Source organism: Sodalis sp. RH19 (assembly GCF_047324215.1).
Classification (GTDB): Bacteria; Pseudomonadota; Gammaproteobacteria; order Enterobacterales; family Enterobacteriaceae; genus Acerihabitans.
Genome location: NZ_CP178734.1, coordinates 3,249,212 through 3,272,537 on the forward strand (window position 1 = coordinate 3,249,212; position 23,326 = coordinate 3,272,537).

The 23,326-nt window shown below is 56.0% G+C and carries 21 protein-coding genes; 10 read left to right on the forward strand and 11 right to left on the reverse strand.

Annotated elements, in window-relative coordinates; translation table 11 throughout:
• The first annotated feature begins 89 nt into the window (after positions 1 to 89).
• The gene (locus ACL2XF_RS14765) at positions 90 to 980 is read left to right on the forward strand and encodes a LysR substrate-binding domain-containing protein (protein ID WP_413727077.1); all 891 of its coding nucleotides are present in this window, start codon (positions 90 to 92) and stop codon (positions 978 to 980) included.
• Positions 981 to 1,093: 113 nt separating this feature from the next.
• Entirely contained in the window at positions 1,094 to 2,005 is a 912-nt protein-coding gene (rdgC, locus tag ACL2XF_RS14770) for a recombination-associated protein RdgC (protein WP_413722239.1), read from the forward strand.
• Between the two features lie 280 nt (positions 2,006 to 2,285).
• Here rdgC and ppnP read toward each other — a convergent pair whose 3' ends face one another.
• The 7 genes from ppnP to ACL2XF_RS14805 all read right to left on the reverse strand — a co-directional run bounded on the left by ppnP (position 2,286) and on the right by ACL2XF_RS14805 (position 8,131).
• Positions 2,286 to 2,576 (reverse strand): pyrimidine/purine nucleoside phosphorylase, encoded by a 291-nt coding sequence (gene ppnP, locus ACL2XF_RS14775; RefSeq protein WP_410016228.1) that lies wholly within the window; start codon positions 2,574 to 2,576, stop codon positions 2,286 to 2,288.
• Between the two features lie 216 nt (positions 2,577 to 2,792).
• Entirely contained in the window at positions 2,793 to 2,984 is a 192-nt protein-coding gene (locus tag ACL2XF_RS14780; RefSeq protein ID WP_413722238.1) for a hypothetical protein, read from the reverse strand.
• 71 nt (positions 2,985 to 3,055) lie between these two features.
• The gene (gene aroL, locus ACL2XF_RS14785) at positions 3,056 to 3,580 is read right to left on the reverse strand and encodes a shikimate kinase AroL (protein ID WP_410016230.1); all 525 of its coding nucleotides are present in this window, start codon (positions 3,578 to 3,580) and stop codon (positions 3,056 to 3,058) included.
• A gap of 287 nt (positions 3,581 to 3,867) precedes the next feature.
• Positions 3,868 to 5,409 (reverse strand): FAD-dependent oxidoreductase, encoded by a 1,542-nt coding sequence (locus ACL2XF_RS14790; protein ID WP_410016231.1) that lies wholly within the window; start codon positions 5,407 to 5,409, stop codon positions 3,868 to 3,870.
• A gap of 123 nt (positions 5,410 to 5,532) precedes the next feature.
• Entirely contained in the window at positions 5,533 to 5,670 is a 138-nt protein-coding gene (locus tag ACL2XF_RS14795; RefSeq protein ID WP_413727078.1) for a hypothetical protein, read from the reverse strand.
• A gap of 222 nt (positions 5,671 to 5,892) precedes the next feature.
• Positions 5,893 to 7,101, reverse strand: coding sequence for an OFA family MFS transporter (locus ACL2XF_RS14800; RefSeq protein WP_410016233.1), 1,209 nt, complete (start codon positions 7,099 to 7,101; stop codon positions 5,893 to 5,895).
• 352 nt (positions 7,102 to 7,453) lie between these two features.
• The gene (locus ACL2XF_RS14805; protein WP_413722237.1) at positions 7,454 to 8,131 is read right to left on the reverse strand and encodes an epoxyqueuosine reductase QueH; all 678 of its coding nucleotides are present in this window, start codon (positions 8,129 to 8,131) and stop codon (positions 7,454 to 7,456) included.
• 303 nt (positions 8,132 to 8,434) lie between these two features.
• On the opposite strand from ACL2XF_RS14805, the gene ACL2XF_RS14810 reads away from it, so the two are divergent.
• On the forward strand, positions 8,435 to 9,259 hold the full coding sequence (locus tag ACL2XF_RS14810) for a DUF2076 domain-containing protein (protein ID WP_410016235.1): 825 nt from the start codon (positions 8,435 to 8,437) through the stop codon (positions 9,257 to 9,259).
• Between the two features lie 536 nt (positions 9,260 to 9,795).
• On the opposite strand, the gene ACL2XF_RS14815 is transcribed toward ACL2XF_RS14810, so the two are convergent.
• Positions 9,796 to 10,197 (reverse strand): hypothetical protein, encoded by a 402-nt coding sequence (locus ACL2XF_RS14815; protein ID WP_413722236.1) that lies wholly within the window; start codon positions 10,195 to 10,197, stop codon positions 9,796 to 9,798.
• 298 nt (positions 10,198 to 10,495) lie between these two features.
• Here ACL2XF_RS14815 and ACL2XF_RS14820 point away from each other — a divergent pair, with 298 nt between their 5' ends.
• A complete protein-coding gene (locus tag ACL2XF_RS14820; protein ID WP_413727079.1) occupies positions 10,496 to 12,394 on the forward strand; it encodes an autotransporter outer membrane beta-barrel domain-containing protein in 1,899 nt (632 codons plus the stop codon).
• 800 nt (positions 12,395 to 13,194) lie between these two features.
• Here ACL2XF_RS14820 and fusA read toward each other — a convergent pair.
• The 3 genes from fusA to ACL2XF_RS14835 form a co-directional block, all read right to left on the reverse strand.
• Positions 13,195 to 15,294 (reverse strand): elongation factor G, encoded by a 2,100-nt coding sequence (gene fusA, locus ACL2XF_RS14825; protein ID WP_410016238.1) that lies wholly within the window; start codon positions 15,292 to 15,294, stop codon positions 13,195 to 13,197.
• 262 nt (positions 15,295 to 15,556) lie between these two features.
• Positions 15,557 to 16,255 carry an extensin family protein gene (locus ACL2XF_RS14830; RefSeq protein ID WP_410016239.1) on the reverse strand — a complete coding sequence of 233 codons (699 nt, stop codon included), beginning with the start codon at positions 16,253 to 16,255 and terminating at the stop codon, positions 15,557 to 15,559.
• Positions 16,256 to 16,809: 554 nt separating this feature from the next.
• On the reverse strand, positions 16,810 to 17,883 hold the full coding sequence (locus ACL2XF_RS14835) for a fatty acid desaturase (protein ID WP_413727081.1): 1,074 nt from the start codon (positions 17,881 to 17,883) through the stop codon (positions 16,810 to 16,812).
• Between the two features lie 358 nt (positions 17,884 to 18,241).
• Between ACL2XF_RS14835 and ACL2XF_RS14840 the strand changes: the two genes are divergently transcribed.
• From ACL2XF_RS14840 to ACL2XF_RS14865, 6 genes are all read left to right on the forward strand, one after another.
• Positions 18,242 to 19,162, forward strand: a complete 921-nt coding sequence (locus ACL2XF_RS14840) for a hypothetical protein (RefSeq protein ID WP_413727082.1) — start codon at positions 18,242 to 18,244, stop codon at positions 19,160 to 19,162.
• Between the two features lie 179 nt (positions 19,163 to 19,341).
• Positions 19,342 to 20,175 (forward strand): hypothetical protein, encoded by an 834-nt coding sequence (locus ACL2XF_RS14845; protein WP_413722232.1) that lies wholly within the window; start codon positions 19,342 to 19,344, stop codon positions 20,173 to 20,175.
• 21 nt (positions 20,176 to 20,196) lie between these two features.
• Positions 20,197 to 20,679, forward strand: a complete 483-nt coding sequence (locus tag ACL2XF_RS14850; RefSeq protein WP_410016243.1) for a hypothetical protein — start codon at positions 20,197 to 20,199, stop codon at positions 20,677 to 20,679.
• A gap of 126 nt (positions 20,680 to 20,805) precedes the next feature.
• Entirely contained in the window at positions 20,806 to 21,693 is an 888-nt protein-coding gene (locus tag ACL2XF_RS14855) for a LysR family transcriptional regulator (protein ID WP_410016244.1), read from the forward strand.
• Between the two features lie 244 nt (positions 21,694 to 21,937).
• Positions 21,938 to 22,732 carry an SDR family NAD(P)-dependent oxidoreductase gene (locus tag ACL2XF_RS14860; protein ID WP_410016245.1) on the forward strand — a complete coding sequence of 265 codons (795 nt, stop codon included), beginning with the start codon at positions 21,938 to 21,940 and terminating at the stop codon, positions 22,730 to 22,732.
• A gap of 100 nt (positions 22,733 to 22,832) precedes the next feature.
• Positions 22,833 to 23,234 carry an acyl-CoA thioesterase gene (locus ACL2XF_RS14865; protein ID WP_410016246.1) on the forward strand — a complete coding sequence of 134 codons (402 nt, stop codon included), beginning with the start codon at positions 22,833 to 22,835 and terminating at the stop codon, positions 23,232 to 23,234.
• The last annotated feature ends 92 nt before the right edge of the window (positions 23,235 to 23,326 follow it).

Here is a 23,326-nt window from a genome sequence, read left to right on the forward strand (position 1 = left end):
ACGATGCGTCACTATAATTGATAAGCAAAAAAGTGATAATAGGACCACAACCACTATCAGTTATAAGTAAAACTAATAAACGGAACACCATGGATAAACTCACCGCGATGCATACCTTCGCGCGCGTGGCCGAGCTGGGCAGCCTGTCCGCGGCAGCGCGCGATCTGGGCCTGACGCAGCCCGCCGTAAGCCAGCAGGTGGCCGCCCTGGAAAAACTGCTGGGCACATTATTGCTCTATCGCACTACCCGCTCCGTCACCCTGACGGAAAGCGGCAGCCGTTATTATCTGCAGGCCAGGCAGATCCTGGCGGCGGTAAATGAAACGGAAGAGACGCTGCGGGGGCTGAACCAGAGGCTGGAGGGTCATTTGCGCATCCATGCGCCGACGGGCCTCGGCCAGCAGTATATCGCCCGGCTGGCGCTTGATTTTCAGCAGCGCCATCCGGATATCGTTATCGAACTGCTGCTGGACGATCGGGTGGCGGATGTGATCAGCGAGGGAATTGATGTCGCGCTACGTCTCGGGGAACTGCGCACCGCCGGCACGGTGGCGCGCAGGCTCGGCACCCTGCAGCGCGTCCTGGCCGCGGCGCCCGGCTATCTTGCCAGGCAGGGCGCGCCGCAAACCCTGGCGGAATTAGCCGATCGTCCTTACATTCGCTACAGCGGCCGTGGCGACGGCGCCGGACTCACCCTGCTGGGCCCCAGGGGCGCGGAGATGTTGACCGTCCGGCCGGTGTTCCTGGCCAATAATACCTTTACGCTTATCCAGGCCATAGAAGCGGGACTCGGGATAGGCGGCGTCCAGTTACCGCTGATCCGCCGGCAGTTAACCGCCAAAACCCTCGTACGCGTATTGCCCGACTATTATTTTCCGCCGATGGCGGTACATGCGGTGTATCCCGCCGCGCGCTTTATTCCCGGCAAGGTCCGGGCCTGGGTGGAGTATCTTGCCGCCGCCCTGGCGGACATTCTGTAGACGCCGCGGCCAGGTTGATTTTTGCCGATTTTAGCGCCGGGATGCGCTATCATGCGCGCTGCGTTTGATTAACCCGCACGCTTACCGACGTGCCGGATCAGGGATCTCACTTTATGTTTTGGTTTAAAAATATCATGATTTACCGCCTGAACCGCGATATTACGCTGTCGGCGCAAGAGATGGAAAAACAGTTGGCGGCCTCATCATTTACCCCCTGCGGCAGCCAGGATATGGCCAAGTCGGGTTGGGTATCTCCGCTGGGCGACAAAAGCGACGCGTTAACCCATGCCGTTAATGACCAGATATTGATTTGCGTGCGCAAAGAAGAAAAAATCCTGCCGTCTTCCGTGGTCAAGCAAGAGCTGAACGGCAAGATCGATAAGCTGGAAACCGAGCAAAGCCGTAAGCTGCGCAAAACGGAAAAAGACGCGCTAAAGGATGAGGTGTTATTCAGCCTGATGCCGCGCGCGTTCAGCCGCTTTAGCCAGACGTTCATCTGGCTGGACACCGTCAAAGGCCTGGTGATTGTCGACGCCGCCAGCGCCAAGAAAGCCGAGGATGCCCTGGCGCTGTTGCGTAAATCCCTCGGCTCGCTGCCGGTGGTGCCCCTGACCCTGGAAAACCCCATTGAGCTGACCCTGACGCAGTGGGTGCGCGGCGGTGAACCGCCGGCCGGATTCCTGGTGCAGGACGAGGCCGAACTCAAGGCGCTGCTGGAGGACGGCGGCATCATTCGCTGTAAAAAGCAGGATTTGGCCAGCGACGAAATTGCCGCCCATATCGAGGCCGGCAAGGTGGTGACCAAGCTGGCGCTGGACTGGCGGGAACGGGTGCAGTTTATCCTGGCCGACGACGCCACAATCAAGCGCCTTAAGTTTTCCGATACCTTACGCGAACAGAACGATGATATCGATCGCGAGGATTTCGCCCAGCGTTTTGACGCGGATTTTATCCTGATGACCGGCGAACTGGCGACGCTTATTGAAGAATTGACCGTTGCCCTGGGCGGCGAAGCCCAGCGCTGAAAAAGGTTGCTGGCGGGAGTGACGAGGCCAGGATCAGACGGGTAACAACACCGTGAAGCCGTGCCGTTTTTAGCGGGGCCGCGCCCGGACGCGCAGCGATGGCGCCCATCCGTGCGCGCCATTGTGCGGTCCAACGCCTGTGGCCTTGGACCAGGACCACTACGCTACCGGCGGATGAGTCCATGACGCGTTATGCTTTCCGCTCTCCCTGCCCGGCGACTTATGCGCCGGTTTGCCGGCATTGCGGGGCAAACCATAGCCTGCCCGCGGTTTTGCCCCATTATTTGCTCATATATTTACATAAATACGCGCTGGCTTCCGCCACCTGGACAATAAATTCACTTTGCGCCGGAACAAAGAATTTTTCGCCGGGCATAAAGACCTGCCAATCGTGGGAGCCCGGTAACAATGCCCGCAACGCGCCGTTAATGACGGTCATTTCCTCGGGCTGTGCCGTGGTGAATGTGTATTCGCCGGTTTCCATCACCCCCACGCTGGCGCGGCCGATGCTGGCGGAATCAAAACCAATGGACTTTACCTTCCCGGCAAAATACTCATTTACATTCAGCATAGATCCATTCCTTTCGATAATATTTTCAGTACTTCATAGTAAAAGCACGATCGTTGATTTGTCACGCCTTATTACCGGGAAATGCCGGCCGGCGTGCAAAAAAATACCCGCGGATAAGCGCGGCGGATTCACCGGCGAGAAAAAAGAAAATAACCGTCTTAGGGGAAGATAATTAGCCGGACCGAGAAAATTGATCCGATCCGGCTGGCAGGGAATTCAGGTCTTGTCTTCGCCCTGGTAGCGCTCTTTCGCGTCCAGCGCCTCGTGTTCGGAATCATGCTCGCTGATAAGCGTGTCGGGCTTGGGATGATCGGCCCGCAGCTCAAACACCGTCTTGGTTTTACCCGGCGGCCCCTTCTCTTTTTTAACGATATGGGCTTCGCGGGGATAAGGGGGTTTACTCGCCATAATCACTTCCTTATTTTATGATTTGGTCGGGTAAGTATAGGTCAATCCCCGGGGTTGCGCATGGCGCCGCGTTATCCGGCGGCGCAGGGGTGGAGCTGCTGCAATATCGCCGACACCACGGCTTCCGGGGAAGAGGACGCATCCAGCACATGGTGGGCCGCATCCTGGTATAACGCTTCCCGGGCCAGCAGGATTTCAGCGATCTCCTCGGCAATCGGCCGCCCGGTCAGGCTTGGCCGCTGGTCTTCCTCGGGAAACGCCTCCAGGCGCCGCGCCAGGACCTCAGGCCGGGCATGGAGGTAAATGACCGTGCCGTTCGCCCGCATAAACCGGCGATTGGCCTCCGCCAGCACAATGCCGCCGCCGGTGGCGATCACTTTGCGCCCGCCGGCAATCGCGCGCAGGATAGCGCTTTCCCTTGCCCTGAATCCCGCCCAGCCCTCGCTTTTGACGATCTGCGCCACGCTGCGGCCGGTGGTGCTCAGCAACAGCTGGTCGGTATCCATAAACTCAAATCCCAACACCCCGGCCAGCGCGAGGCCAACCGTGGTTTTACCGCATCCCCTAGCGCCAACCAAATAAATGGGCTGTGTCATTAACCGCATATCCTTTTATCCAACGACTTTTTCAGTCCAGCTGCGCATCATAGCATTGACTTCGCACGCGCACTAACCGGCGAACGGCCTTTGGGCGAAAAGTCGCGGGCCGGGCATGCGACGCCCCACGGCCGCCGCATGCCAGCTTATTACATACCATATTAATTACAGGATTGTCCCTTACGTCGGCCGGAACCGGCAAAAAAAGACCGGCGATCGCGCCCGCGCAACGGACAGTTTTTCAGGAAGGCCCTCCCAGACGGGCACGCCCGGGCCGGCGGCCTCGGTTAGCTTTCCGGCTCCACCACTTCCGCCACGATGCGTTTCGCCTGCTGCAGCGTCAGTTTCTCCCTCATTTTGATAAGCAAGGTACCCGTGGTGCGCATACGACCGGTGCCGACCACCGCCACCAGTTCATCGTTGAGGGCATACAGCGCCACAAAATCATCGTTATCGGGCGAGCCGGTCATGTCGATGGTATCCCATTTCCCGGCATGGCCAAGATACTCATAGCGCACGCCATAATGCTGGGTCCAGAAAAACGGTACGGAATCATAGATCTCATCCTGACCCGCCATCACGCTTGCGGCCACGCGGCCATGCTGCTGGGCCACACGCCAATGTTCAATGCGCGTGGGTTTGCCGTTAAGCGGAAACGTGGCGATATCGCCGATGGCAAAAATATCCTGGCCCGCCGACATGGAGGCGTCCACATTAAGGCTACCGTCTTTATTCAGCGGCAGATCGTCAATAAACCCGGTCGCCGGCGCCACACCGGTGGCCAGTAGCACCAAATCGGCCTCGATGCGCGTACCGTCTTTCAACACTACCGCCTCCACCTGACGCTCGCCGGTAAACTCCGCGGGCAGGCCTTCGACAAATTTCACGCCTTTCTGCTCGTGACGCCGCCGGAAGAAACTCGCCAGCTCTTTGCCGAACTGTTTCTCGAACGGCAGCGGATGCTCGGCTATCACCGTCACATCCACATCCTGCTTACGGAACGCCGCGGCGACTTCCATGCCGATAAAGCTGTTGCCGATAATCACCAGGCGTTTTTCCTTCTCGACGGTGTCTACCAGCACGGCGGCCTGCTCCCAGCTTCGCAGGACCTGGATGCCGAACAGCGCCTTGCCGGGCAAATCGGGGCGCTGCGGGATGCCGCCGGTGGCCAGCAACAGCTGGCGATAAGGAATCATCGTGCCGTCTTCCAGCCGCAGCTGATGCTTGGCGGCGCTCAGTTTTTCGACGTTGCCGTTAATACGCTCGATTTTTTGCTGTTGATAAAAATCATCGTCCAGGAGCGACGGCACCTCGTCGATATCCATATCTCCCTGCGGAACAAATTTGGACAAGGTGGTGCGATCGTAAGGCGCCTGTTTTTCACGTTCGATAACCACCAGGCGACCGTGATAACCCTTTTCGCGCAGCGCCTTAATGGCGGCGCTACCGCCGGCGCCGACGCCCAGGACCACCAGCGCATCCTGGGTCGTCACCTTATCCAGCGGCCCCGCGCCCGGTTCCGCCTGCGGGTCGACCCAGAGCTTGCCCTGTTCAATCTTGACCGGATAACGCTTTAAATCGCGCAGGGAGGGAGGTTCGCACAGCGCGCCTTCCTCAATGGTGAATACCGACTTATGCCAGGGGCATATAATCTTGCCTTCGCAAAGCGCGCCTTTTTCCAGCGGAGCGCCGGAATGGGGACAGGTGGCTTCGAGGGCGAAAACCCGATCTCCTTTTTTTATCAACAGAATATCGGTATCGCCCAGGCTGATTTTTTTGGGTGCCAATTCCGGCAATGCGGTTAACGACATCACTTCTTGATAGGCCACGATAGGCTCCTTCTTGTTAAAGACCATACAGTCTGGAGTGCTATGATTAAGCCTAGCAGCTAAACGCCGGCTGTGAAGTCCGGCGAAGGGAGATGATGAAGCGGGTAAGCGCAGCGCCGCCGGCTAGTCGCTATTGAAGAGATCGCGCAGCCAGGCAATGATTTTTTTCAGCGCCCGGCCCAGGGCGCCGATATCACCGCCACCGTTTTGCCGCGCCATGCCGGCCAAGATGCCTCCACCGGCGGCGGGTTCTTTCATCATGGTTAATCCTTCCTTTGCCTATAAAGGGAATGGGAATTATCCTGTAACCTTTATTTCCAGCAAGGCGGTTGAGGATAATCATTCTTATTATTTGTTCACGCGCCGGTAATAATGAAAAAGGATTAAAACGTAATTTGATTAAGAATACTTTCAAAAAAAGCCGACAGACCGTGCCAGGCGGACTGTCGGCTTACAGATAATAGATAATTATTCCGGATATAGTTATTTACCCGTTACTTCATTCAGCCGTAAGCGTATTTTTTCACCGGGCTGATGCAAGGTTAAGGAGATGATAAGCGAAATAACCAGCAGCACCAGGATCAGTTGGAAGGTGACGATAAATCCCCCGAACAGCGAGGCCACGATTGAGCCGATAATACTGCCGATGCCGAAGCCCAGGTAAATCACGCCATAGTTTTTGGTCAGATTGTTCAGGCCGAAGAAATCACTGACCAGCGACGGGTATACCGTAATGGTGCCGCCGAAGCTGAAGGCCACGCAGGCAATCGCCATAAAAAACAAGACCGGGCTGAGATGCACAAACAATAACAGCGCCATGCCGAGCAGTGAAATTCCCTGCGCCAGCGAGACGACCCGCATACGCGACATCCGGTCCGACAGCACGCCGAGCACCAGGCGTCCGCCCAGGTTGGCCGCTGCGATAATCGTCACGGCATTGGCCGCAACCGCCGGGGTTAAATGCACCAGATTCTCGCCAATATCTTTCGCCACGCCGATCACATACAGCCCGCTCATGCAGGCGGTTAAAAACATCAGGGCCAATAACCAGTATTGCGGGATGCGTACGCACTGCGCCAGGGAAAAATCGCGTGTTGCCCGGGTCTTGTTCACGCTTTGTTGCGGCGCATCCTTCATTAATAAGGCGCCGGCGATGACCAGCAACATGGCAATCAGTCCCCAAAGCATAAAGGTGGTTTCCAGGCTGTATTGGGCCAGCAGGCGGCTGTTGATATATTTAAATCCCAGGCTGCCCAAACCATAAGCGCCGATGGCGCAGGCGGAAATCACCCCTTTGCGCTCCGGAAACCATTTTACGCAATTGGATAACGTCATCAGATAACCGATGCCGTCGGCAAACCCCACCAGCAGACCGGCGGAAAGCCACAACATCGTCAGGTTGCCGGCATACGCGGTCAGGCAAAACCCCGCGCCCAGCAAAACACCAGCGCCCAGCGTAACGTTACGCACGCCAAAGCGGTCCTGAAACCTGCCGGCCACCGACGACGCCAGCGCCAGCGCCAGGCTGAGCAGTCCGAACGCAAACGCCACCTGGCTGACAGGCTGATGCAGCTTATCGGCCAACGGACCGTTGAACAGGCTCCAGGTATAAACCGACCCCAGGGCGAACTGGGTCATAATGGTCCCGAACAATGTAAGCCACCGCAGGTGGGTCGCATATTGCGTATTCATATTCTGCCTCGCATTAACAATTCTTTTAGAATCGATGCCCGTAAAACGGGTTAACTGGCTTTACTATAAAGGCGCGGTTAACGAGACGGTCTAAATGCGGCATGAGATACCGTTAATAAGGAATGAAATGCATGCCTTGGGGTATGAACGGCATAATTACATGTTACGGCGGTGGCAAGCAGGGCAATATTGCTGTTTATCGGTTGCGAAAAATAGGCAATTATTAAACGCCATGGGCAATAACGATCCTTTAATTAACACATTTTACTCTATGGTAAATTTAACCCTGGAACGGCAACCAAAAAAAATAATAATATTATTCGCCGGCGCGCGCCGGCGGTATGGCGGGCGGCTATTCCTCCCCTGATTCGCTCTCAGGCGTTTGGTAATGATAATAGTTGACGCCAATACGGATAATATCGCGCCCCTGCGATTTGCGGTGCCGGTTACTGTCGCGCAGCGAATAAATGCACCCGCAGTACTCCTGCTGGTAAAACTGCTCGCGCTTGCTGATATCGATCATGCGCGCCGCCCCGCCCTGCTTGCGCCAGTTGTAATCCCAATAGCGCATGCCGGGGTAGTGGCTGGCGGCGCGCTGGCCGCAGTTATTGATCTGCTGCATATTCTTCCAGCGGGAAATGCCCAGCGAACTGGAGATGACGCTAAAACCCTGTTCATAGGCATACAGCGCGGTGCGTTCAAAACGCATATCAAAACACATGGTGCAGCGGATCCCGCGCTCCGGTTCCCGCTCCATACCCTTCGCCCGGGCGAACCAGTTGTCGGTATCATAATCGGCATCGATGAAGGGCACCTGGTGCTGGTCGGCAAAGCGGATATTTTCTTCCTTGCGGATCAGGTATTCACGCTGGGGATGGATATTGGGATTGTAAAAAAAGAGGGTGTAGTCGATACCGGAAGCGCTAAGCGCTTCCATCACTTCCCCCGAGCAGGGCGCGCAGCAGGAATGCAGCAGCAGTTTGTCGGCGCCCTGCGGCAGTTTCAGTAGCGGTCGGATGAAGTCGGCCATGGGCGCTTTCTCTAAGGTCAGATAAAGAGTCTGGCTGGCCAATATAGCACATATCCCGGGCGGGTTGGCGGCGCGGGGTTTAACAAGGAGTATCAAATAGTTATTAACCGCCGGTCTGTCAACCACAAAAAAAACGCGGCCGGCCCGGCACACTTTCCCGGCATCCCCCCGCCCGGTGTGTGGACTGGTAACACATTTCTAAAAACCTTTACGCATGGCGCCTTTATGATTCGCCAATATGAGACTAGATTTAAAGAAAGCGCAGCCCGTTGCGCATGTGAACAAGGTTATAGGGTCATTACCATGCAATCAGAAGAGCAACGTATTATCGAGGGTCTTTTTCAGCGTCTGAAACAGGCGGAGCAGAAAGCCGGCCCCCGCGACGCCGAAGCGGATCGGCAAATCCAGGAATTTATCCGCCAGCAGCCCGCAGCCCCTTATTATATGGCGCAGTCGATATTGATCCAGGAAGCCGCGCTTAAGCGCCTGCACCAGCAGGTACAGCAGCTGGAATCCGAGCTTACCGCCTTGAAAAACGCGCCGCAGCCAAGCCAGGGAGGATTTCTCAGCAACCTGTTTGGCGGCGGAGCGGCCCGGAACGCCCGTGCGCAGCAGCCCGCCCCCGCCTGGAATAACCAGCAGCAGCCACCGGCTCCCGGCTATGGCGGCCAGGCCGCGCCGCCGCCCGGATACAACGGTTATGCTCAGGGATATAACCAGCCGCAGGCGGCGCCGCGCGGAGGGGGCTTTCTGGCCGGCGCGCTGCAAACCGCCGCCGGGGTCGCCGGCGGTGTGGTGCTGGGCAACATGCTTACCGGCATGTTCCATAACAGCCAGCCGCAGGAGATAGTCAATGTTATCGATCAGCCCCTGGATGCCGCCACCGATCCCCTGACCAACCAGGATTTCTCCAGCGACAATCTCGATACCTTCAATGATGTCTCTGGCAACCCTTTCCCTGGCGCCAGCGGCACTGATGATACGTTCGCCAATAATGATTATGGCAACGATACCAATGCCGATAACGGTTTCGGCGCGGACAACGGCTTCGGTACAGATGACGGTTTTGGCACGGATGACAGCTTCGGCGTGGACGATGGCTTCAGCGACGACGATGATTTTGTCTGATCGCCGCCGACCGCGGGGAAGAGGCCGGCTGTAGTCTGGCCGATAAGCAGGGTGGCCGGGTCGCCGCGTTACGTTCCCTGCCCGGCATACCCGCGTTCAGGGTATGCGCATCGTTGTCAGCAGTCTGGGCCCACGCTTAGCGTGGGCTTCTTTATTGACAACGCGCAATCAAGACCGACATGGCATCGTACCGCGCTGGTAATCAACACTCACGCCGGTTATTTATGTTCATGCCACGGCAAATTATTCCGCCATATAAATTCTTGGAAAAAAAACCTCCAGCGCCTACACTAATTTTATCTATTTATATTTAACCCCTGAAAAATAATTCTAATTATTGAAACCATACTCTTTGGCTATTCTATTTCTTTCGGCCTGTCTCGTGTCAGTAATTTTACTTTATCGCAGGGATAGCAATCATAAGTGGATTTTATTTATTTAAATATATAATGCCGGATATTTACGCGCGCATTAGATGTTATTTGGTCGAGCGCACCGGCAGCCGGACGGGACGTGAATTAAGCCAGAACACAGGGTCAAATATTTTCGCCTGGCGCACGAACCCTCTTTACCCTATCTCTGAAAGGACCGGTAATGATGCGCAAAACAACTGTAGCGATGCGATTTACCCGTGATGCTTTAGCTTTATTTATTACTATAACAAGACAATTTGAATTAAAAATAATAAATAAATTTAATATAATAATGATGGCCGCTATATGGTTTTTTTTTACCGCTCCGGGCAACACCTGGGCGGCGTGTACCCCCCCGCCGACGAATGGCAAAACCACCACCTGTACCAACTTGTCGGTACAAACCGACACCGTCGGCAACGGCCCGGGGATGAATGATGTGAATCTTCTGGTGCTGCCTGCCGCCAGGATTGAAACCGGTACAGTCACCGCCATCACGTTTGACACGGGCGCCACGATTGCCATTCAGGCACGCGCGACGGTGCAAAACGACACGGATGGCCTATCCGGCGCCGGTGCGTGGGGGCTGGGTCACAATACCATTGAGTTTAATAATAATAACAACTTAAACGTAGAAACCGGCGCCCAGGTCTTGGGCCTCGGGACGTCACCCACAAATGACGCAATTACTGTCATGGGCAGCGGAAATAGCATTACCAACCGCGGTTTAATTCAAGGCGCGGGCAGGTCGGCAATCTGGTTTGCATCCGCCGATCCCGACATCGGCAGCAATGTTATTGACAACTACGGTACCCTCAGAGCCATGGACCCGGCAAATACGGTTATCGGCAGCTCCGGCACCGCGGTGTCCTTGACCAACCATACCGGCGGGGTAATTATCGGCAATATCGCCTTCGGTCCCGGTAATGACCGTTTAACCCTTGAAGGAGGATCGACGCTTACAGGTAATATCAGCGGCGGCGAAGGCGCCAATGCCCTGGTGCTCAATAGCGTGGCCGGATCGCCGCCCGCCGCGGATCTGCTGTCGGGCGATATCACCGATTTTCAAACCCTGACCAAAAATGGCGATGGGGAGTGGCGGTTAACGGGCAATATTAAAAACACCGGGTCTGCGGCGCCGTTAATAGTCAATGTTAATAACGGCATATTGACTCTCACCGGCGAAAACACCTACACCGGCGATACCGTTATTCACGGCGCAACGTTAGTCGCCGGAGGCGCTAATGCCTTCAGCAGCCGGTCGGCCTATACCGTCGCCCCGGCCGGGACGATGAATTTACAGGGTTTTAATCAAACTATCGCCAGCATGAACAATGCGGGTACCATTAACCTTAACGGTGATGGCGGAACCGTACTTAACGTGACGGGTGATTATGCCGGCAATAACGGTCGTCTTAATTTTAATGCCCGGTTATCTGATGATGCGACAAAGACTGAAAGACTGATTATCGGCGGTAATACGTCCGGCACGACCCTGGTCAGCGTCAATAATGCCGGCGGCGGCGGCGGCGCCACCGTGGACGGTATTGAACTGATCTCGGTCAACGGCGTCTCGGACGGTGAATTCTTGCAATCAGGCCGTATTGTGGCGGGCGCCTATGATTATACCCTGACGCGCGGCGCCGGAACTGATGCCGCGAACTGGTATTTGCATAGCTCGGTCGAGGATCCGAATCCGGGGCCCGGCCCATCGCCAGAACCCGTCCCCACCCCAGAACCGGGACGGGTTGAACGTCCGGAGGCAGGGAGCTATACCGCCAATCTGGCCGCCGCCAATACCCTATTCGCCAACCGTTTGGATAATCGTCAGGGCATGGCTCACTATACCGACGCGCTGACGGGCGAGGACAAGTCCACCAGTCTGTGGCTAATCAATGAAGGCGGTCATAACCGTTCCCGTGATGACGGCGGCCAGCTCAGGACCCAGAGCAATCGTTATGTACTACAACTGGGCGGCGATATCGGCCAGTGGAGCAGCAGCAGCCTCGATAGTATTCGATTAGGTGTTATGGCCGGCTACGGCAATGCTAAAAGTAATACCGGGTCACGCGTATCCGGCTACAGTGCAAACAGTGCTGTCGACGGGTATAGCCTGGGTATCTACGCGACCTGGTATGCCAATGCGATGGACAAAACGGGTTTATATATCGACGGCTGGACACAATATGGCTGGTTTAACAATAGGGTGTCGGGCCAGGATTTAAACGAGGAAGAGTATAAGTCCAAAGGAGCCAGCGCCTCGCTTGAAAGCGGTTATGCCGTTAAGTTCGGCGAAAACGCCGCTAAAAACACCACCTATTATGTCCAGCCCCAGGTCCAGGCCATCTGGATGGGCGTCAAAGCCGACGATCATACCGAAGCCAACGGCACCAGGGTATCGGGAGAAGGTGACGGCAATATCCAGACCCGTTTGGGCGTTAAAGCCTATATGCACACTTACAGTGAGCGGGACAACGACAAGGATCGGGCCTTTCAGCCCTATGTCGAGGCTAACTGGATCCACAATTCGGATGATTTTGGCGTCAGCATGGATGGGATAACGGTCAGCCAAGACGGCGCGGCCAATATCGCAGAACTTAAGCTCGGGGTGGAAGGACAAATTAACCGCAATGTTAATCTTTGGGGCAATGTCGCACAACAGGTCGGCAATAAAGGCTACAGCGACACCACCGGCATAGTGGGCGTGAAATACCGATTCTGACACGAAACCCGGCTCAAGATAAGCACGATATGCCCGCCAACACCAATCTCAATGCAGCGTGTTCAAGGGAGAACGTGCCAATGGGGTTGAATCGGGCGTAGTGTTCACGCCCGACCGAGGCCCCATGGCGCGGTAGGCCCGCTAACACAAATCCTGCAACGAGCGTGTCAAAGGGAGAGCGTGCCAATGGGGCCGAATCGGGCGTGCTTTTCCCGCCCGACCGAGGCCCCATGGCACGATAAGCCCGCTAACACAAATCCTGCAACGAGCGTGTCAAAGGGAGAGCGTGCCGATGCGGTCGAATCGGGCGTGCTTTTCCCGCCCGACCGAGGCCCCATGGCACGGTATGCCCGCCAACATCGATCTCAACGCAGTCGTGTCAAAGGGAGACCGTGCCAATGGGGTCGAATCGGGCGTGCTTTTCCCGCCCGACCGAGGCCCCATGGCGCGGTAGGCCCGCTAACACAAATCCTGCAACGAGCGTGTCAAAGGGAGAGCGTGCCAATGGGGCCGAATCGGGCGTGCTTTTCCCGCCCGACCGAGGCTCCATGGCACGGTATGCCCGCCAACATCGATCTCAATGCAGGCGTGTCAAAGGGAGAGCGTGCCAATGGGGTCGAATCGGGCGTGCTTTTCCCACCCGACCGAGACCCCATGGCACGGTAGGCCCGCCAACATCGATCTCAATGCAGGCGTGTCAAAGGGAGAGCGTGCCGATGCGGTCGAATCGGGCGTGCTTTTCCCGCCCGACCGGGCGCCCCATGGCACGGTATGCCCGCCATCACCGGGCATATATAGCGTTACTTACCGCGGGTTTTGATCACTGCCTCGGCCACCGCTTTCGGCGCTTCCGAATAGTGCTTAAACTCCATGGTATAAGTGGCGCGCCCCTGCGACATAGACCGCAGCGTGGTGGAATAACCGAACATTTCCGCCAACGGCACTTCGGCACGAATAAGCTTGCTGCCGAGAATATCTTCCATCCCCTGCACCATACCGCGCCGTGACGACAAATCACCCATCACGTTGCCCATGAAATCTTCCGGCGTTTCCACTTCCACCGCCATCATTGGCTCCAGCAGAATTGGCTGCGCCTGGCGCATCCCATCCTTAAACGCCATCGACGCCGCCATACGAAACGCATTTTCGTTGGAATCGACCTCATGATAGGAACCGAAAAACAGCGTAGCTTTCACATCCACCACCGGATAACCGCCCAAAACGCCGGAGGTCAAGGTATCCTGAATACCCTTATCGATAGAGGAAATATACTCGCGCGGCACCACCCCACCCTTGATGGCATCGACGAATTCATACCCTTTCCCCGCCGGCTGCGGTTCGATTTTCAACACCACATGCCCATACTGCCCACGGCCGCCGGTCTGCTTAACGTACTTGCCTTCCACTTCTTCCACGGTCTTTTTGATGGTTTCACGATAGGCCACCTGCGGTTTACCCACCGTCACCGCCACGCCGAACTCACGCCGCATACGCTCCATCAGGATTTCCAGATGCAGCTCGCCCATGCCGGAGATAATGGTCTGGCCGGACTCCTCGTCGGTCTTGACGCGAAACGACGGGTCTTCCTGCATCAAACGCCCCAGGGCAATACCCATTTTTTCCTGATCGACCTTGGTTTTAGGCTCGATGGCCTGTGAAATGACCGGATCGGGAAAAACCATACGTTCAAGGATAATCGGATGATCCGGATCGCACAGGGTATCGCCGGTGGTCACATCCTTCATGCCCACGGTGGCGGCGATATCGCCGGCATGCACTTCCTTAATGTCTTTACGTTCATTGGCATGCATTTGCAGCAGCCGGCCCAAACGCTCTTTCTTTCCCTTGACCGGATTGTAAACCGAGTCGCCGGTGGCAATCACGCCGGAATAAACCCGGAAAAAAATCAGCTGGCCGACAAAGGGGTCGGTCATGATCTTAAACGCCAGCGCGGAGAACGGTTCGGTATCGCTGGAATGACGTTCCGCCTCCTTATCGTCCTCGTCATGCCCGCTTATTGCCGGCACATCAATGGGCGACGGCAGATAATCAACCACCGCATCCAGCAGCGCCTGAACGCCTTTATTTTTGAACGCACTGCCGCACAGCATCGGCACAATTTCATTGGCGATGGTCCGTTTACGAATGGCGCCCTTGATTTCGTCTTCGGTAAGCGTTTCGCCATTGAGGTATTTATTCAGCAGTTCCTCGCTGGCTTCCGCCGCCGCTTCCATCATATGGTTGCGCCATTCCTGGGCCGGGGCCAGCAGATCTTCAGGAATATCCTGATAGGTAAACTTAACCCCCTGGGTAGTATCGTCCCAGACAATGATTTTCATTTTGACCAGATCGACCACGCCCTGGAAACCCTCTTCCGCGCCCACGGGAATCTGGATCGGCACCGCCACGCCTTTCAGGCGTTTGGCAATCTGGGTCTGGACCCGGAAGAAATCCGCTCCGGTGCGATCCATTTTGTTGACGAACGCGATGCGCGGCACTTTATATTTATTGGCCTGGCGCCACACGGTTTCCGATTGCGGCTGCACCCCGCCCACCGAGTCGTAGACCATCACGGCGCCGTCGAGCACCCGCATCGAACGTTCCACTTCGATGGTAAAATCCACATGCCCGGGAGTATCGATGATATTAATGTGATGTTCCGGATAATTACCGGCCATCCCTTTCCAGAAGGTTGTCGTGGCAGCTGAGGTAATGGTAATGCCGCGCTCCTGTTCCTGCTCCATCCAATCCATCGTCGCGGCGCCATCATGCACTTCACCGATTTTATGGCTGACGCCCGTGTAAAACAAAATACGCTCGGTGGTGGTGGTCTTGCCGGCATCTATATGCGCACTGATGCCGATGTTGCGATATCGCTCTATGGGAGTTTTACGGACCATACAATTACCTTAAATGCCCTACAGGACAAAACCTGCTGTTTAACCGTCCCCGCCGGCCTATGGCGACGGGGCATATGTAATAAAAAGTCTTATTAACGCAATCCCAGGCTTTCCGGCAATAGGGTTAAAAAATGCCGGCGCGCTTTGCCAGAATGCTCCTTTTGCGCCCTGTCTTCAATGTCAGCCACGGCTTTATTGCCATTACCGTCGCCGCCCGCTCTGCGCGCGGGCTGCCGGACGGCCGTTAATCAAAATGCCGCGTCTAGCGGCAGACGCCAAAACCGCGCATGCCGAAATGGAAATGATTGGCGTGGGCGGCGTTGTAATCGGGACCGAGCGAATTGCCGAAAAAAGCGCAGCTTTGCATAAACACGTCACGTAAATAATCACCGGCCGGATCCTGGCGCCGCCACTGTTGCGACACCGTAATGCGCCGTCCGTCGGCGAGGATAAAGCCCGACACATCCAGCGCCTGCGCGCCTGCATGTTCGCTAAGCCGCCCCTCGCTGCGGTGATAGATGTTACGACACGCATAGCTGCCAAGATGATCAATCCGAGCTAAAGGAGACGCAAGACCTGCCGCAGCCAGGGGCGCCGCCGCCTGGCCGACAAACATGGCGCTGCTCAGCGCCAGCGGACAGCTGGCGAGAAAACTGGAGCTAAGCCCGACCGGGCCGAACCCGCGCACCCTCACGGGCGACAATAGCGGGCAAGGTCCGGTGGTATCGGCGACCTTGCTGAAAGAAAGGCGTCCGGCGGCGCTTGCCCTTTCAAGCGCCGCCAGGCAGGCCGGAGGATCGGCAGCCAGCCGTTTAAGTTTGTAGCGGGTGATAAACGTCGGCGGATCGCTGACCGACAAAGGCAAAAAAGGGTCATAGCCGGGCGGCAGCAGGGGCCGGATACGGGGGGCTAATGCCGTTAACAACACCACCAGAACCAACAGGCAGGTCAGCAGTCGCACCTTTACTTCACCCCTATACCGTTAAAACCGGCCCATCGCCGACGTTGTTAATCAGTATAGACGTAGAAGTAATTAAGTTATTGCCACATGATTCAATTAGTAATTTTGAAAGTGGTTGTACTGATGTTTATTTGTACTGGCTATGATTAAAATGAAGGCGATACCCAGCTTTACGCCATCGAACTCATCCATCAACTAAGCTGTTTGATTTGCTGTGAAGTCTTTGCCCGCCCCTCTGTGCGGGCTTTTTTTACGCCCGCCGGCGGCCAGGCCCGCTCTTCATGTCCGTCATTACCGCCTGTATTGAACAGTTGCTGAGCAATCACCCGCCGGGATGCGAAAATTGTCGCTATGCGTATTTACGGATCCGGTATTTAGGTCCATACTTGCGTCGGTTTCATGTAGCAATGAGCTAGACTTTACGCCTCGAACTTCGGTTCGGGGCATCCTACCCGCTTCATCCTCCTGTTTTTCCCAACCCTTTTCCCGGCTTACTCCTCGCCACAGCATACTTTATCCAATGGTAAATCAACGCGCTGCAGACCATCCCGGCATCATTGCGGTGGATATCCCGCTCCGGCAATAAAAGCGTCCTGTACAGGTTCCGGCATCCCGGAAAGCCTGGTGTCGCCCAACGATGACGGATGTACTTCGACCTCGGCCGGCCTGAAGGCGTACTCGCCCAGCCATTCGGCATAACCCTGCACGACAAAGCCGCCGTTGCGCCGTTGATAGGCGGCCCGATCGGCCAGATAGACCCGGCGCAGCGCATACCAGGGCACGGCGGGTAAATCATGATGGACTAAATGATAGTTCAGGTTAAGAAATAGCAACCGCCAGGGCCACGCCGCCTCGTTGATAACAGAGCGGGCCTGGGGATCGCGGGCGGCGCGATGCTCCATAAACGAGCGGATTTTGGTGATGGCCAGGGCCGGATAGCTTATGGCCAGCAGAAAATACCCTACCGGCAAACCCGATGACGCCACCCAGTGCAGCAGGGCCAGCAGCAGCAGGCCATGCATAAGCCACATCCCGACAGCGCGGCGATTGCCGCCGGCCACGGCCGCCACCATGCCGCGCAGCGCGCGGTAGATATCCAGCGCCGGCCCGATAAGCACACGTCCGGCCAAGGTGTTACGTACCCGGACCAGACGCCGCCGGAGCGCGGAAAATCCCTGCCAGCTCTCGCCGCTGAAATAATAGCCCTCGGGATCCTCCACCGGATCGGTCAAATGATCGTCGCGGTGATGGCGCAAATGTGAATCGCGGTACAGGCCATAGGGATACCATACCGCCAGCGGCAGCAGGCCAAACAGTTGGTTCAGCCACGGCAGGCGCGTAGGATGACCGTGAATCAGCTCATGTTGCAGCGACAGATACCAGGTGGTGAACCAGATAAGCAGCGGCGTGCCGACCCACGGCCCCAGCGCCATCCAGTAATGCACCGTGCCGAACCACCCGGCATAAATAAGCGCGATCAGGCCCCAGGTCGGCAGTTCCCAGCGCCACAATCGGGTGGACGCCAGTTGCCTGATGCGATCGCGCTGGCCGTCATGCAAATAGTGCGCGGTTTTTCTTCCTGGCTCTGACATGGCGTCTACCCCGATGGTTTTTTTGTCAGTATTCATCACCCCGGCGGCGCAACCAACGAATTAAAACGGCAATAGAATGGCGGGAAATGAGATAAGGGGCCTCAGCAAGCACCACGACGAAAGATCAGGTTATAGGTGTACCGCCGGCGCTGGAGGCATTAAAAAAATACCATCCTGATTTTATAAAAAATATAATAATCATCTATATTTATTACGTAGGATGATCGTCCGCGCAATATTCTTGTCATTACCGGCGTTTACGAAGTTATTTCCCTCTGTTAATATCCCATGCAGGACCTGACAACAGGCATGGCAAAATACAATTACGGTTATTTTTAAACTACAATCATATTATTTTATTGATAGTGGTTCGCTTAAACGCCATCGGAGCATAATGGGTAACATTATTTCGCAAACGAGTATTGCCTGCACGTTTTCTTATGCCGCCAACCTGTGCGGCAGGGAAACACAGCCACGGCAGAATAACTATCGGAACGCGTTGGTCCTGGCAAGACCCGCTCCTGTTCCCCTTTTTACCCGCCACGTCACTATGGCCGGCGATGAATCGCGCGCTGATAGCGGCGCCGCACCAGTCGCCGCCGTTGATACACCGGGTGACCGCGGAACAAACGCGCCGCAAGGCGATGTCCGCGCCCTCCTTGCCGCCAAGGGAATGGGAACAGACAGTTTCGAGCAGGAATATTCGCAGCGCAGTCTAGCCCTTTTTTTTGCCCTGGCGGGAAAGTCGGCGCACAAGGTTAAAAACAAATACCATAACCGAAGGGATAAAAATTATTTATATTTTATTAAAAGTTATGCTGAATTACATTACCTGGTGCAAGATTACATTAAGAACAACCCTGAAAAAACCATAATAACCGCGCCTATTTATTTTAGTATCATGAAAGAAATGGGTGTTATCTTAGCAACGGACATCTATGATCAACGTTCGCATTTTAACACCGGGAAAACCGGCCGCCTGCAGGATAAACTGGAGAGCATCTCCGAACGTCTGCGGGAATGTCTAGACAAAATGTTTGCCAACGTATTTAGTCCAGGCAACCATCTGCTAAAATATCTCGTCGTGCCTTTTATGAGTAAATATCTGGCCCTGGCCCATAGCCTGTCGGAAGAGACATTTATTACGGATCTCCCAGCTGAAACAGCGCTTGGGCAATACTTGCATGAAAGATTGCTACAGGCACGCAATGAGCACATGTCAACGCCAAGAGAAACTAATAATATCAGTGCCATAATACAAATGGGAGAAGACATCAACCTTATTAGCCGCTCAGTAAAATTATTTCTTGCCTGAAGTTTTATATCTCGCCGTATTGATAAGCAAAAACCTCATGGCTCATGAGGGTCGGCGGGCTTTCGACCCGGCATTATCGAACCATTCCTGCCATACCCGGGCAACAGAAGGTTAAACATCAGGCAAGGTCTGCCGATAACCTTAGCGGGACTTAAGTATGTCATGGGAAATCATGAAGAATGAACAGGACTGAGCGCGATAATTTGCACTACTTATGCAAAGAAGATCCTGAATTTGCCATTTTTTATCGGGAATTTCGGACAAATCATGCTCGTCCGTTATCCGAACACCGTATCGCGCTGTGCGGTTTACGCGGTACGGGCAAACGCGTCCTGGAGAAGGTATTGCCTGCCGCCATCAGCGGTAATGCGCGCACGGCCCTGAGCGACCGCCATTCGCCAGAAAAAAGCGGCGTTGATCACCCCTCCCGCCGCTGTCTCTTTATCGACGATATCAACGACTCCCCCGCCGGCGCGCTGGCCGGCGCTATCGGCGCGGACTGGATCCTGTATGTCCACGGCGCGGGCCAGCCGGGGCTGGCTCAGCCGGAAATCCGTTTTCTGGCCGCCTTGCAGAACCGTTTTCCCGATCTCGGGCGACGGCTGATAATGATACTGCATGACGAGGAGGGGAAACCGCGCGAGACAACCCGTTGCGCATTGGAAAACAGCCTGGCGCCGCTGCTGCCCCATCCTCCCCGCCTTATTACGCTGTCCCTGGAGGATCATCTTATGGACGGCGACAGAAACAACGCGCTGAGCGGGGAAGTACGACGGCAGTTGGATGATTTGATCGCGTGCTATCCCGGGGGGCTCGCCGCCGCCCGCGCCCGCGCCGCCGCCGCCCTGCTGGATTCACTGGATTATTTTGTCGGCCGGGCGATAACAAGGCGCGAACAAAGGTTAACCGGCATTAATGATGACCTGGACCAGGCATGCGCGCTTTGGCGGCAGGACCTGCTTATCGTCGATGACCTGCTGCATCAGCGGATAACCCAGAACCAACCACTGTGACTCATTTCAGAGGAAGTTGATATGCGATGGTCAGATATTTCTTTTGTCAGTGCCGCCCTGGGCGTTTTCGCGGATATCGGCGCCGGGCGGCTAAGCGGCCTGCCGCCGGCCGCGGGAGTTCGGGCGAAGGACCGTCGTTTCAGGCCGGCGCAGGCGCCGGCCCGTGAAGGCACTTGCCGGGAAAATGAGATTGTCGCGGATGCGAAAATCCAGCTGTTGGGCTTCTACCGCCGTCATCCACGGATGATTGTGCATAATGAATCAGCTTATATTCCGCTGACTTATGTCGCGCTTAGCCATTTTGTCAGGCAGAACAAAAACCAGCCCCTGCCTGAGCTGCTGGCGGCGTTGGCCAGGCTGATTCCCGGTACCGACATAAGCCCGGTCCGGCGCGGGCAGACGGCGCGGGCAAACGCGCTGCGGCGAGAGATTAGCGCGCTGAATGATTTCAGGGCGCGGCTGGCGGCGGCGCGCGCGGGTCAAGACGCTGGCCATATACCTTAAATTAGCCGTTGTCAATACTTTATGTTGGCATGGGGAATTAACGCAACGGCAGAATGAGGCGAATTCCGCCGTCATCCAGCATAATAAAGGATGCTAATGTAAAAGAGATGAGATTAAGGATAATGAGTGGAACGTTTAAGTGATTTGCGACTTTTTATCGAAGCGGCGATGTTGGGCAGTTTTTCGGCGGCGGGACGTAAGCTCGGTTGTTCTCCGGCGGCGGCGAGCGCCTGCATCGTGCGTCTGGAGACCGGTCTCAAGGTGCGCCTGTTTGAACGGACCACCCGCCAGCTCAGGCTGACCGACGAGGGCAAGCTGTTCCTAAGCTATAGCCAGCGCGCCGTGGAACAGCTTAATGACGTCACCGAGCTGTTGCGTTCGGGCAAGGATGACATCAAAGGCGCGATACGCATTACCGCCCCCTCCGACGTTGGCCGCAATCGTCTGATCGGCTTATTGGAGCGCTTTCGCCAAGACTTTCCCGCCATTCACTTTATTCTCTCTCTGGCCGACGCCACGACCGCCCCGATCGGCGACGACATTGACATCGCCATCCGCTATGGACAGCACGACGACGCCGGCATGACGGCCTATAAACTGGCCGACAGTCATCGGGTGGTATGCGTTGCTCCGGCGCTGCTGGCGCAATTGGATCCACCGCTGGCGCCCCCCCATTTGCAGGCATTGCCGTCCATTGCCCTGATTAATACCTTGGGCAATCAGGAGCAATGGGTTTATCGCGATGAAGCAAAAATGCCGCGGCAGCTGACCATGACCCCCGCCTACACCACCAATGACGACGACATCAGCCGCAAATGGGCCGTCATGGGATACGGATTCGCTTATAAGTCGATCCTGGATATCAGTGAAGACCTGGCCGCGGGCCGGCTGGTGACGGTATTGGATCAGTATTTTATCGAACCGGCGCCCCTTTTCGCCTTGTATAACCGGAATAAATTCCAGCCGCCCCGCATCAAACGGCTACTGCACTTCCTGGCTGAAAACCTGGCATAACCGCAGGCCAACGGCAGTTTGCCTGCCCGATATCGCCGGCGCCGCGTGAGGACCGCGTCACAAAGACGCACGGGTTCGCCTTGCCCCGCTTAACGCCGCAACCATCATGACCTATCATTCATTCAGACGCACGCCTTCAGCATCATCAGAAGCGAACTTATTGTCGCGTCTTACGGCCGGCGGAGATAAGCTGGTGAACAGGTTGTCCCGCTCTATGTCCTCGCATTTTTTTCTGGAGATTATTATGCATATTGATTTATCGGGAAAACGCGCCATCGTCACCGCCTCCACCGGCGGCATCGGTTTTGCCATCGCCACTGGGCTGGCGCGCGCCGGCGCGTCAGTGGTGATTAACGGCCGCAGCCAGACCACGGTAGACAAGGCGCTGGGCCAGTTGCGACACACGGTGCCGCAGGCGGCGGTTGAAGGCGTGGCGGCTGATTTGTCCGATGCGGCGGGCGTGGCTACGCTTACCGGCGCCGTACCCGCCGCCGATATTATCGTCAATAACGCCGGCATTTACGGCCCTAAGCCTTTTTTCGACGTGGATGACGATGAGTGGGAGCGTTATTTCCAGACCAACGTTATGTCCGGCATACGACTGGCGCGTTTTTACCTGCAAGGCATGCTGGAACGCGACTGGGGGCGCATCGTGTTTATTTCATCGGAGTCGGCGCTTAATATCCCGCCGGAAATGATCCATTACGGGGTGACCAAAACGGCGCAGCTGGCCGTCGCGGGCGGGCTGGCCAAACTCGCCGCCGGCACCGGGGTCACGGTAAACTCGGTACTGCCCGGCCCAACGCTGTCCGAAGGCGTGCGCGAGATGCTGAAGGATTCCGCCCGGGATGCGGGCGTGAGTATTGAACAGGCGGGAACCGATTTTGTGCGCACCCACCGGTCAACCTCTATTATCCAACGGCTGGCGACCCCCGAGGAAGTGGCCAACCTGGTGGTATATACCTGCTCCCGGCAAGCATCGGCCACCACCGGCGCGGCGCTGCGGGTGGACGGCGGGGTTATCAACAGTATCGTCTAGCGGCGACCTGAACTCCGGCCCTGCCGCACCTCTGGGATGCGCGCGCGATATCAGGCATAATCACTTCACTAACTTGTTAAAAAGATGTGAAGGTATTGCTATGCACGATGAGTTAAGCGCAGAAATAAAGCAAAAAATCCTGCAATCCACCACCACCGTCGCCAAGGTGGTGTTTCCCACCACCATAAACCATCATTCGACCCTGTTCGGCGGCACCGCCCTGGCATGGATGGATGAGGTTTCCTTTATCACCGCCACCCGCTTCTGCCGCAAACGGCTGGTAACGGTATCCACGGAAAAAATCACCTTCAGCCGGCCCATTCCTTCCGGCACCATTATCGAGCTGGTGGGCAGGGTAAGCCGGGTGGGCAGGACCAGCATCACCGTGGATGTCGCCATTTTCCTTGAAGATATGTACGCGGCGGGCCGGGAGGAAGTGGTGCGGGGGCAGTTTAATTTTGTCGCGGTGGATGAAAATGACAAAGCGACCCCGCTGTTATAATCCCCGCCCCGGATTGACGCGATGTGTTAAAACACGTCGCCGGGATTGTAAAAAAATGCTCTTTTTTATGTGATGCGCATCACAAATATTTG